At 56.2% G+C, this 9,982-nt stretch carries 14 protein-coding genes, 1 tRNA gene and 1 pseudogene; 9 read left to right on the forward strand and 7 right to left on the reverse strand.

What is annotated here, in order from left to right; genetic code table 11:
- Window positions 1-19 precede the first annotated feature (19 nt).
- Window positions 20-673, reverse strand: coding sequence for a peptidase (locus tag SynBIOSE41_RS12270; RefSeq protein WP_066905660.1), 654 nt, complete (start codon window positions 671-673; stop codon window positions 20-22).
- Between the two features lie 12 nt (window positions 674-685).
- The gene (locus tag SynBIOSE41_RS12275; protein ID WP_186538118.1) at window positions 686-1,177 is read right to left on the reverse strand and encodes a DUF2214 family protein; all 492 of its coding nucleotides are present in this window, start codon (window positions 1,175-1,177) and stop codon (window positions 686-688) included.
- Window positions 1,178-1,420: 243 nt separating this feature from the next.
- Here SynBIOSE41_RS12275 and SynBIOSE41_RS12280 point away from each other — a divergent pair, with 243 nt between their 5' ends.
- From SynBIOSE41_RS12280 to SynBIOSE41_RS12300, 5 genes are all read left to right on the forward strand, one after another.
- Window positions 1,421-2,347 carry a sigma-70 family RNA polymerase sigma factor gene (locus SynBIOSE41_RS12280; protein WP_066905664.1) on the forward strand — a complete coding sequence of 309 codons (927 nt, stop codon included), beginning with the start codon at window positions 1,421-1,423 and terminating at the stop codon, window positions 2,345-2,347.
- 93 nt (window positions 2,348-2,440) lie between these two features.
- On the forward strand, window positions 2,441-2,842 hold the full coding sequence (locus SynBIOSE41_RS12285) for a YkvA family protein (RefSeq protein WP_186538119.1): 402 nt from the start codon (window positions 2,441-2,443) through the stop codon (window positions 2,840-2,842).
- Entirely contained in the window at window positions 2,839-3,174 is a 336-nt protein-coding gene (locus SynBIOSE41_RS12290; RefSeq protein ID WP_186541181.1) for a hypothetical protein, read from the forward strand. Before SynBIOSE41_RS12285 ends, SynBIOSE41_RS12290 begins: the two co-directional genes overlap by 4 nt.
- Window positions 3,175-3,272: 98 nt before the next feature.
- Window positions 3,273-3,470 carry a hypothetical protein gene (locus tag SynBIOSE41_RS12295; protein ID WP_231857012.1) on the forward strand — a complete coding sequence of 66 codons (198 nt, stop codon included), beginning with the start codon at window positions 3,273-3,275 and terminating at the stop codon, window positions 3,468-3,470.
- Window positions 3,471-3,475: 5 nt separating this feature from the next.
- Window positions 3,476-4,033 (forward strand): phosphate-starvation-inducible PsiE family protein, encoded by a 558-nt coding sequence (locus SynBIOSE41_RS12300; protein ID WP_231856993.1) that lies wholly within the window; start codon window positions 3,476-3,478, stop codon window positions 4,031-4,033.
- On the opposite strand, the pseudogene SynBIOSE41_RS12305 reads toward SynBIOSE41_RS12300, so the two are convergent.
- Window positions 3,927-4,445 (reverse strand): annotated as a pseudogene (locus tag SynBIOSE41_RS12305) (Nif11 domain/cupin domain-containing protein); the annotation flags it as partial. The gene SynBIOSE41_RS12300 and the pseudogene SynBIOSE41_RS12305 overlap by 107 nt on opposite strands.
- A 97-nt stretch (window positions 4,446-4,542) precedes the next feature.
- On the opposite strand from SynBIOSE41_RS12305, the gene SynBIOSE41_RS12310 reads away from it, so the two are divergent.
- Complete coding sequence (locus SynBIOSE41_RS12310; RefSeq protein WP_186538120.1) at window positions 4,543-4,875, forward strand: c-type cytochrome; 333 nt, start codon at window positions 4,543-4,545, stop codon at window positions 4,873-4,875.
- On the opposite strand, the gene SynBIOSE41_RS12315 is transcribed toward SynBIOSE41_RS12310, so the two are convergent.
- A complete protein-coding gene (locus SynBIOSE41_RS12315) occupies window positions 4,851-5,120 on the reverse strand; it encodes a YciI family protein (RefSeq protein WP_066905674.1) in 270 nt (89 codons plus the stop codon). The two genes, SynBIOSE41_RS12310 and SynBIOSE41_RS12315, sit on opposite strands and share 25 nt — an antisense overlap.
- A 93-nt stretch (window positions 5,121-5,213) precedes the next feature.
- Between SynBIOSE41_RS12315 and SynBIOSE41_RS12320 the strand changes: the two genes are divergently transcribed.
- Window positions 5,214-5,582, forward strand: coding sequence for an AbrB family transcriptional regulator (locus SynBIOSE41_RS12320; protein WP_066906083.1), 369 nt, complete (start codon window positions 5,214-5,216; stop codon window positions 5,580-5,582).
- A 3-nt stretch (window positions 5,583-5,585) separates the two neighbouring features.
- Here SynBIOSE41_RS12320 and trpA read toward each other — a convergent pair whose 3' ends face one another.
- Genes trpA through SynBIOSE41_RS12335 form a run of 3 tightly spaced genes read right to left on the reverse strand, consistent with a single transcriptional unit; the run spans window position 5,586 to window position 7,025 of the window.
- Window positions 5,586-6,392, reverse strand: a complete 807-nt coding sequence (trpA, locus tag SynBIOSE41_RS12325; protein WP_186538121.1) for a tryptophan synthase subunit alpha — start codon at window positions 6,390-6,392, stop codon at window positions 5,586-5,588.
- 45 nt (window positions 6,393-6,437) lie between these two features.
- Complete coding sequence (locus tag SynBIOSE41_RS12330; protein WP_066905679.1) at window positions 6,438-6,776, reverse strand: DUF3007 family protein; 339 nt, start codon at window positions 6,774-6,776, stop codon at window positions 6,438-6,440.
- A gap of 3 nt (window positions 6,777-6,779) precedes the next feature.
- A complete protein-coding gene (locus SynBIOSE41_RS12335) occupies window positions 6,780-7,025 on the reverse strand; it encodes an NAD(P)H-quinone oxidoreductase subunit L (protein WP_066905681.1) in 246 nt (81 codons plus the stop codon).
- 61 nt (window positions 7,026-7,086) lie between these two features.
- Here SynBIOSE41_RS12335 and SynBIOSE41_RS12340 point away from each other — a divergent pair.
- Both SynBIOSE41_RS12340 and SynBIOSE41_RS12345 read left to right on the forward strand, forming a co-directional pair.
- Window positions 7,087-7,175: transfer RNA gene (locus SynBIOSE41_RS12340), tRNA-Leu, on the forward strand.
- An 80-nt stretch (window positions 7,176-7,255) separates the two neighbouring features.
- Window positions 7,256-9,958 carry a glucosidase gene (locus tag SynBIOSE41_RS12345; protein ID WP_186538122.1) on the forward strand — a complete coding sequence of 901 codons (2,703 nt, stop codon included), beginning with the start codon at window positions 7,256-7,258 and terminating at the stop codon, window positions 9,956-9,958.
- Window positions 9,959-9,982: the final 24 nt, after the last annotated feature.

Below are 9,982 nucleotides of genomic sequence, written 5' to 3' on the forward strand. Positions count from 1 at the left end.
GCGAGCGTCAAAACAGCCATCACTGAGCTGCGGTGTCGGCAGGATTCAACGGCTCACCAAAGCGAGTGGGCTGAGCGCGCAACCAGTTCAGCGTGCGCCGATCCCCGTCAGATGGAGCGAGCACCGGCGAGGCTCCTTGCACCGGCGCAAGGGCATCAGCAGGATCATCGCTGTGCCCCCAGAGACCAAGGGCATGACCCAGCTCATGCAACGCGGTGGCTTGCAAGGCCTCTGCCCTCAGCTCCGGTGATACAAGAACGGTCACCCCTGGTTCCAGTCGCCAGACGTCTGCGCGACGGACCTCAAGCAGTTGCAGCACGGCACGACCATTACTGGCTCGCCAACCCCCCGCCAGCTGACGCCGAGGCGGTCGACGACGTTCGATCCGGATGTGAGCCCGGTTGGGATCACTGACACGCGTAATCGGCAACAGAGGCATCCAATCCTGCAAAGCGGCATTGACGGCATTCAGCCAGCGTCGCTCCCATCGATCCGCCTCAGCGGCGGCGGCAGGCTCGACCCAGACACACCACCGAGGAAGGGATGGAATTCCGAAAGCCGTGGTCGCCAAACGCGCACCGTATCCAGGAGCTGTTTGAGCAGCCGCGGCCGTGAAGGGCTGACCCTCCAGCCTGCGAACCTGCTGAACCGGTGGACAGGGGTCATCAAGCATCGAACTGGTTACTCAGGCAGCAGAAAGACCAACACCCCTGGCCATCAGTGTGGCGAGCATCGGAACCAGGGCAAATCCCACAAGCTCCACATTGATGATCCAGCCCAGACGGGTTGCCAGTTCTTGACCCACTTTGGGTAACTCACCCTTGCGCAGCGGAATCGCCCAGAGGACATAGGTGACCGTGGGATAGAGCGAAAGCCCTCCGACGCTCAAATAGAGACCGACTTTCCACCAGAACAGTGGGTTTTCCGTGTAGAAGTCGCCGCCCTGACCGAAGTAGAGCACCCGCAGAATTCCACTGACCAGCAGAGCCAGCGCTGCAATTCCGTAGATGATGTCGGTGATCACCATGGCCGTGGCGGTCCTGCGATCGGGATCCGGACGAATCAGACGTCGCTCCACCACCAGGGCCGCGAAGCAGAGCATGAAGCTCAGGTTGTGGACATAGGCCACGCCAGCACTCTTGGCAATCTCCGGAGTCAGCGCAGAAGCCAGCAACATGAGCTCGAATCATTTGTTGCTGGCGACAGTAGCGGCTGAGAGGAAACCTCCGCTGCTTTCATGTCGAAGGCCTGGACAACCAATACAACTCAAATATGAAGCGAAACGAATCACACTATGAACAAAACTTGAATTCGGCACAAATTCAGAATTACGTCTGAAATATGAATTCCGCAGTCTTCATTACACGCACCAGATAAAAAGCCATTCGCCCTAGGTTCAAAGAACTCTGGCATACATGTGATGGTGAGTTCACTGAGTGCATTTCTGGGCGAAATCGGCAGACATCAACTATTGACTCCCGAACAGGAGTTAACGATGGGGCGCAAAGTTCAGGCCATGGTTGCTCTTAACGAGCGCTGTCAGCTTGCTGGTGGAAGTGGACCCGCATGTGTTTACACCGATGAAGAGAAGCGCACGATTAAACGAGGAGAGAGGGCAAAGAATCAGATGATCACCTCCAACCTGAGGTTGGTGGTGAATCTTGCAAAGCGCTACCAGGGCAAGGGGCTTGACCTGCTGGACCTGATTCAGGAAGGCACTCTTGGACTCACACGCGCCGTCGAGAAATACGACCCAACTCGCGGCCACCGTTTTTCCACCTACGCCTACTGGTGGATTCGGCAAGGTCTGAACCGTGCTCTTTCAACGCAGAGCCGCACCATTCGTATTCCCGTGAATGTGAATGAAAAACTCACCAAACTCCGCGCTGCCAAAGCTCGACTGATGCAGAGCAATGGCTTACCTCCAACATCGGAACAACTTGCTGAGTCGATGCAAATCTCCCTCAGCGAGGTGGAGGATCTGCTCGGCTGTGAATTACGAAGTGTGACGGTCAGCCTTCAGGGGGTCGTGAAATCAAAATCAGATCCTTCAGAACTGGTCGATGTTCTCCCCAGCGATGAAATTCCACCGATGGAACGGGCAGAAATCGCAGAAAGGACTGCTTCGGCCTGGAAGCTGCTGGACAAATCCAATCTCACTCCCAAAGAGCGGACGGTGGTGATGTTGCGATTTGGCCTCGACGGCAGCCATGAATGGCGCACTCTTGCGGAAGTAGCCAGGCATATGAACTGCAGCCGGGAATACTGTCGTCAGGTGGTGCAACGTGCCTTGCGCAAATTACGCAAGACCGGCATCCAACACGGCCTGGTGGAAATGAGCGTCTGAACGGGAACCCACTCCCCGGCATTCGGCTCTCCTCATGGCAGATCCACTTAGAGGGGTGAGACTGTTGTTTCTGAATGTTGTGCAGCCATCACCATGACCTCGAGCTCCTCTTCAGGCACCACGGAGTTCAACGCGGGGTTCAACGATGAGGTGGTGGATGCAGAAGTGCTCGACAGTGAAGTCATTGATGAATCCGCATTCAAACAACTGCTCAAGCGAGCTGGAAGATCCATTGCTCGTCCAGCCCTCGAAGCGCTGGAGATGATGCTGGATCCGGCAACGCCTACTCAGGCAAGGCTCACCCTGCTGGCAGCGCTCACCTATCTTCTGGTCCCTACCGACCTCATCCCTGACCTTTTGCCTGTGGCTGGTTTCAGTGATGACCTGGTGGCCCTCACCGCAGTCATGGGTCTATGCCGGAATCACATCACTCCCGAGATCAGGCAACGGGCGCAACGCAGACTGGATCAATGGTTCCCGCTCCAATGCTCATGACCCGCTGGTCACGAGATCTGGAGGATGATCTTGCAGCACTTCTAAAGGACTGGCTCAAGCAGCAGGGACGGACCCAGTCGGACCTGCGCCGCAGCCTCAGAGCCACATCCACCCGCATGCCGGCCCTGATGGAGGTCCTGGAGCGTGAGCATGTGCTTGGGGGCATGCCCCGGCTGGCGGCCAGACTCTGCTCCATCGAAGCCGAATGGGCAGCCGATCCAGAAGCAACTGCGCACCAGGATTCGGGAGCCAGCACCTCTGAGAACAGTGCCGATCCCTTCGGTCAGTTGGATCTGTTGCTGAGAGAAATTAGGGACGACTGCACCGGCTGAACGCGATCGCAGGCAACATGGAGATATCTGTCTGATTCACCATGGCATCCGTCCCGCAAAGACTGCTCGCCGTCAGCTTCCTCACCGCTGTCAGCGTGATGCTTCCTCAGGGCGCGATGGCTCAATCAGAGGTCTGGCTGCTGGGCCCCAACAGCCGTACCGGCGAACAGAGCACCGTGGTGCCCACAGACTGCGTTGAAGGGGCGGATGGATCGATCACCTGCAACACCAAGATCGAGAACCCCCCTGGCGATACACCCGCCAAGCCTTTCTTCAACCCGTTCAGCACCAACTGAGCACAGTGATTCCGTCCCGCCGCAAACGCCGAAGTTTCCTGCAATGGGTTGATGCGGGTGAAAAGCAGGTCGCCATCCTGCTCACCGCAATCACCGCCGTTGTGATCGCCGCATCGATTGTGCAGCTCACAATCCGCGTGGCTCTGTCCTTGATCACCAATGAGCAGGATTCCTACTGGCTGGGTGATGGTCTGATTCGCATCCTTGGCGATCTGCTGACAGTGTTGATCGCCCTTGAAGTCCTGCAGAACATCACCAGTTACCTGCGTCGTCACGTCGTCCAGATCGAACTGGTGCTGGTCACCGCACTCACAGCCGTAGCCAGGAAGGTGATTGTTCTCCCTAAGGGTGCCGAAGACAAACCTCAGCTTTTGATCGGTCTCGGCGTCTCCGCCATCGCTTTGGCAGGGGCTTACTGGCTGGTTAAACGATCGGCTGAGCCGGATGGTCGCCTGGACTCTCATTCCAGTAGAGAGCGAGCCATACCGTTCCAGGATCAGCATCCGTCCTCTCAACCCGATGACGTCGACCGGCTGGCAGCATCAGCTGATCCCCCACACTGAGTTCGACCCATTGCTCTGGATCTTGAAGTCGCACGATTGCGCTCCCTTTCAACAGGGTGAGCCACTCCTGCTCTTTCTGTTGGTACCAGAAACCATCCGGGCTACACGATCCATTGGAGCTGATTCTCATCAGTCTCCAATCCTTGCCTGAACACAACTCCTCTTCGGTTTCCTGCCCAGAAGCTGAAGGCGCTTCAGCCAGCAGATTGAATAAATCTGCTGGCTCAACACTCGGCTCACCCCAGCGTCGGCCGATGCTGTACCCCCATTGCTGGGCCAGTTGCACAACGGCATGGTGATCAGAGCATGCGGCCAACTGTCGACGGCGCTCAGGGTCTGCATCAAGACTGCTGACCAATGCATTGAGCTGTTGAACCTTCAACAGGAAACGCTGCAGATCCTCTTCCGCCATCAGTTCAGGAACAACTGTTGTGATCCTGACAACCCACAGATTCAGATTCAGCCAGTGGCTTGAACCAAGGCAGACTGAAATCACCTGTTGATTGGTGATGAAGACGCTTCTGGCAGGGGTACTGATGCTGATCACACTGTTCTGGCAGAGTTCAAGCGCCTGGAGCCTGAGCGGATCAGGAGCGCAACTGTTTGATCTGCATTGCGCTGGATGTCACCCCAACGGTGGCAACATCATTCGTCGAGGACGGACATTGAAACTCAAGGCACTCGAGAAACGAGAGCTCAACAATGCGCAAGCGATCGCGCAGATTGCCCGCGATGGAATCGGTCAAATGAGCGGTTATGCCGATGCACTCGGAGCAGGGAATGACATCGTGGTTGCCGACTGGATCTGGCAGCAGGCTCAGAATGCCTGGATCCAGGGATAAACATCCAGGCGAGTCCAGATTCCTTCTCGCCAATAGACATCTGCTTCAAGCAGAGCACGCACTGTTGATTCACTGTCGGACTCAAAGACTGCGAAAACGTGTGTACTGCCAACAGTCGGACCAAGGGTGATCAATGTCCCACTTTCCTTGAGGGCTTTAAGCCGCTCGAGATGCTCATCGCGAAACGGAGCTCTTTTTTCCAAAGCATTGTCGCAATAAGTCCCCCAGAGAACGAAGCGGGCCATAGTTTCACCTCCGGTTAAAAAAATCCGCGCCGAAAGGTTGGCGCATACTGCACATTAAGCGCTATGTTCGGATAGTAGATTATTTTTATGATGATGCTCACTGGTGCTGAACTCCTTGCAAAGGTCAAGGATTTAGGTGACGTCTCCAAGACAGACCTGGCCACTGCCTGTGGTTATGTCTCTAAAAAGAAGGATGGTTCTGATCGCGTTAACTTCACTGCTTTCTATGAAGCTCTTCTCAATGCGAAGGGCATTGAACTTGGTGGTGGTTCCGCTGGAATTGGCAAGGGTGGTCGCAAGCTTTCCTATGTGGCAACAGTCCAAGGAAACGGCAACCTGTTGATCGGCAAGGCATACACCGCCATGTTGGATCTCAAGCCTGGCGATGAATTCGAGATCAAGCTTGGTCGTAAACAGATCCGACTCGTTCCCGTTGGTGGCGCTGACGAAGAGGAAGAGTGATTTTCAGCCGGCTGCAGCACGCAGTTCTCGGCAAAATTCACCTGCTTCCGCCGCTGCGCATCCTTGTTGTGCAGCGGCGATTCTTTTGACTAGAGCACTGCCAACAATGGCTCCGTCTGCACCCCATGCCCGCACTTGACGGACCTGCTCCGGACCGGAGATTCCAAATCCCACAGCAACAGGACCTGCTTCACATCGCTTTAGAGAAGTAACCAATTGGCCGACACGTTCTTGAAGACTTGAGCGTTCTCCGGTGACACCGGTTACAGAGACCAGATAGGTGAAACCACGACTGGAAGCAGCGATTCGCTGCATGCGCTGTTCAGGAGTGGTGGGAGCAACAAGCAGAACAAGATCAAGACCATGTTGTGCTGCAAGTGGAGACAAACGTTCCGCTTCCTCAAGGGGAAGATCAGGCACAACCAAACCGGAAACACCAGCGGCGGCAGCTTCCGAAAAAAAGCGTTCCGGTCCTCGATTAAGCAATGGGTTGCTGTAGGTGAACAGCACAACCGGCATGGTGAGTTGTTCACGCAACCCACTCAACATTTCCAGCACTTTTGCCGGGGTGGTGAGTTGTTCAAGAGCTCGCTGAGCCGCAGCCTGGATCACTGGCCCATCCGCCAGAGGATCGCTGTAGGGAATTCCAAGCTCCACGACATCAGCCCCATGATTCTGAAGACTGAGCAACACATCAGCCGTGCTCTGAAGATCAGGATCACCGGCCATCACAAAAGGCATCAGTGCCAGACGCTGCTCACGGGCGGTCTTCACAAAGACCTCTGCAATGCGTGAAGACGGCTCTGCCACTGATTCTGAAACTGTGATGCAGGCGAGCCTAAAGGTCGACTGAAATCACTCAGAAGCCTGCGTGGTCTCTTCCTCGGCAATGGAAGCCATCAGTGCCTGCTGCTGTTCCGGAGTCATGGCATCGAACCGCTCCTGAAGCTCCTGAGCGGTGAGCTCGTCATAACCACTGCGGTAGCGACGGCGTTGCTGCATGTAGGTCATGCGTCCGGTCACCACTCTCAACAGATAGGAGCTGGTCCAGACCACCACAATCACCACCAGCAGGGCTTCGGCGGCAATCCCCGCAGAAAACCCTTCAAGCCCTAGCGCTTCAAACAGCCAGTAGCCCAAACCACCAGTCAGCAGAAGGCCAAGGCCAAGTTTCAGGACTCCGGCACGCGTCAACGTTCAGACCTCACCCTGACCGCTGAAGCGGAGATTGAGGAATGGAGCGAACACAATCAAACCTGGAAAGAACAGGAACACCAGGGCATAAATCCCCAGACGCTCGTATTTACCCATCACGGTCCAGCGACGGGTCATCCAGGCGTAGAGGAGGAGAGGGACCACCACCAGATAGGCACCACCCAGAACCACATAGGCACCGATCACGAGCAAGGTGTCCAGGGAAACCGCGTTGAGGAGAGTCTCCATGGTCTGCGAAATGGGCCATCAGGGTGGAATCTAGAATGCCATCACGGTGCCGGTGGCTCCTGGGGGCGTGGCGGAATCGGTAGACGCACGCGACTTAAAATCGTTTGGGATGAAAATCCTGTGGGGGTTCAAGTCCCCCCGCCCCCACCACCGGCAGTGATAAAAGCCGTTTCATCATGGGCATTCCAGATCACTCTCATTAACTTCAGAAACATGAGGGTGTTTCGTTCATGTCAACTACGGTGATCTCCAACGCACAGCTGGGCGAGGAACCCGCAGAACTCGTCCGCTGCCGCGAGCGCGACGACGGACATCAACCTTGGGATAGATGGGGCACCTATCTCAGCGGCAGACAGTGGGGCACTGTTCGAGAGGACTACTCGTCAGATGGAAACGCCTGGGAATCGTTCCCTTTCGACCACAGCCATCTGCGAACTTACCGCTGGGGCGAGGACGGCCTGCTCGGCATTAGTGATGAGCAGGGTCTGCTCTGCTTCGCTCCGGCACTCTGGAACGGTAAGGATCCCGTTTTAAAGGAACGTCTCTTCGGTCTCGGCAATCCGGAGGGCAATCACGGTGAAGACATCAAGGACATGATGTATCACCTGGCCGGAACACCCACAGGTAGTTACGCCAAGGCGTTGTATCGGTATCCCCAGAAGAGCTTCCCTTACAAGCAACTGAGAGACGAAAACCGTCGCCGCGGCCGAAACCAGAACGAATTCGAGCTGGTTCACACCGGCATTTTTGATGACAATCGTTTCTTCGATCTGGAGGTGGAGTACGCCAAGGCCTCGCCGGAGGATCTGGTCATCCGTTTGACTCTCACCAACCGTGGACCGGACAATGCTGAGCTCCACCTGCTTCCCACCCTTTGGTTTCGCAACACATGGAGCTGGGGCGAGAACAGGGAGAACGACGGCAGCACACCCTTGCTACGCCTGAAGGACGATCTGCTCGTTAGCAGTGCTGTTGAGGGGCTCGGCTCCTATGGCCTGAGTTGCAGCGAACAAGGAGCCTGGCTGTTCACCGAGAACGAGACCAACACCCAGCGTCTTTACAACCAGCCTCTGAAGCAGCCCTATGTGAAAGATGCCTTTCACCGGTATCTGATCGAGGGAAAGGTCGATGCTGTGAATCCAGATCAGACAGGAAGCAAGGCAGCTCTCCACCTGCAGCGCACCCTCGAGCCCGGCGAAGTCTGGCGAGTGGATCTCAGACTCTGTCGACGTGACTCAAACGGGAAGAAGGCGCAGGGCAGCATCGAATCCGCCGCAACAAACGCCCTTGTGGAGCAGCGACGTCAGGACTGGCAAGACCACCTCAACTGGGTGGCCCCAGGCCTGAACGATGAAGACAAAGCCATTCATGCCGCTGCGGCGGCTGGTCTGTTTTGGTGTCGCAAGTTCTACGACTGGTATGTGGCCCGCTGGCTACGCGGCGACAGCAATTCAGCCAAACCACCGGAAGAGCGCTGGCATACACAGAACGCCTATTGGCGCAACATGCGGGCTCGCAACATCATCTCCATGCCCGACTGCTGGGAGTATCCCTACTTCTGCCAGTGGGATCTGATGTTCCATGCCGTGGCTTTTGCAGAGCTTGACCCGGGTGAAGCCAAACGTCAGTCACGCATGCTGCGTCAGGCCTCCTACACCGCCAACAACGGCCAGTCACCGGCCTATGAATGGGCACTCTCCGACGCCAATCCTCCCATCGGAGCCTGGGCAGCACTGCGCATCTTCCAGATCTCCAAGCGCTGCTACGGCCACAAGGATTTTCCCTTTCTGCGTGCAAGCCTTCGCGAACTGCTGCTGGAATACGGCTGGTGGGCCAACCGCACCGACCGCAATGGCGACAGCCTCTTCGAAGGTGGCTTCCTCGGTCTCGACAACATCGCGATCTTCGATCGCCGCTATCCGCTGAAGGACGGAAGTCGCATCGAACAGTCAGACGGTACGGCCTGGATGGGCCTGCTGAGCCTAAACATGCTGGAGGCGTGCGTACTGCTTTCCGAAGACAGAGAGGAATACAGAAGCCTGTGCGAACGCTTCGTGGCTGACTTCAGTCGTCTCACATACGCCTTGAACAGTCCTACAGGGCGTGGCTATGTCAACTGGGACGAAGAGGATGGGTTCTATTACGACGTGCTCAAGCGGCCGGACGGAAGCACGGATTACCTCCGCACACGATCTCTGAGCGGGCTGATTCCGCTGCTTGCAGTCGCCACGTTTGATGCCGCGACAGTGGGAGAGATCCCATCACTCGATGTGCGCAGTTATCTCAATGAACTGGGCGAGGATCGTGGGGCGCCTTTTGATGCGATCAGCCATCTTGGAACATGGCATCACGATCGCGTTCTCTACTCAATCGTGCCTCCCCATCGACTGCGCCGGATTCTCACCCGGGTTTTCGACGAAGAGGAGTTTCTCTCCCCTTACGGTATCCGCAGTCTTTCCAAGGTGTACGAGAAGACGCCGTATTCCTATCAACAGGGTGACGACTACGCCACGATCAGCTATAGCCCCGCCGATAGTCCAGTTGCCATGTTCGGTGGCAACTCCAACTGGCGAGGTCCTGTATGGATGCCGATCAACTATCTGCTGATTGAGGCTCTGCAGAAGTTCGGCCACGTTCTCGGTGATGAATTCAAGATGGAGTTTCCAACCGGTTCAGGGCGTGAACTGAACCTCTGGCAGATCTCGCTTGAACTTGAACAACGACTGGTCGGAATCTTCAGGCGGGATGAATCGGGTCGTCGCGCCTTCAACGGAGATGTGGACCTGTTCCAGAACGACAATGCCTGGCGCGATCTTTTTCAGTTCAATGAATACTTCAACGGCTGCACAGGTGCTGGCGTAGGAGCCAGTCACCAGACAGGTTGGACAGCCGTTATCGCCAAAATGATTACTCAACTTCAACGTTGGCGGTGACGGGACGGTTTGGTCTACCTAGCT

The organism is Synechococcus sp. BIOS-E4-1, from assembly GCF_014279995.1.
GTDB lineage: Bacteria > Cyanobacteriota > Cyanobacteriia > PCC-6307 > Cyanobiaceae > Synechococcus_C.

Coding starts and splice junctions, on each gene's coding strand:
- SynBIOSE41_RS12310 (WP_186538120.1), top strand. CDS start 4,543: ATGAAGACGCTTCTGGCAGGGGTACTGATGCTGATCACACTGTTCTGG.
- SynBIOSE41_RS12345 (WP_186538122.1), top strand. CDS start 7,256: ATGTCAACTACGGTGATCTCCAACGCACAGCTGGGCGAGGAACCCGCA.
- SynBIOSE41_RS12280 (WP_066905664.1), top strand. CDS start 1,421: ATGGTGAGTTCACTGAGTGCATTTCTGGGCGAAATCGGCAGACATCAA.
- SynBIOSE41_RS12275 (WP_186538118.1), bottom strand. CDS start 1,177: ATGTTGCTGGCTTCTGCGCTGACTCCGGAGATTGCCAAGAGTGCTGGC.
- SynBIOSE41_RS12270 (WP_066905660.1), bottom strand. CDS start 673: ATGCTTGATGACCCCTGTCCACCGGTTCAGCAGGTTCGCAGGCTGGAG.
- SynBIOSE41_RS12295 (WP_231857012.1), top strand. CDS start 3,273: ATGCTTCCTCAGGGCGCGATGGCTCAATCAGAGGTCTGGCTGCTGGGC.
- SynBIOSE41_RS12285 (WP_186538119.1), top strand. CDS start 2,441: ATGACCTCGAGCTCCTCTTCAGGCACCACGGAGTTCAACGCGGGGTTC.
- SynBIOSE41_RS12335 (WP_066905681.1), bottom strand. CDS start 7,025: ATGGAGACTCTCCTCAACGCGGTTTCCCTGGACACCTTGCTCGTGATC.
- SynBIOSE41_RS12320 (WP_066906083.1), top strand. CDS start 5,214: ATGCTCACTGGTGCTGAACTCCTTGCAAAGGTCAAGGATTTAGGTGAC.
- SynBIOSE41_RS12290 (WP_186541181.1), top strand. CDS start 2,839: ATGACCCGCTGGTCACGAGATCTGGAGGATGATCTTGCAGCACTTCTA.
- SynBIOSE41_RS12315 (WP_066905674.1), bottom strand. CDS start 5,120: ATGGCCCGCTTCGTTCTCTGGGGGACTTATTGCGACAATGCTTTGGAA.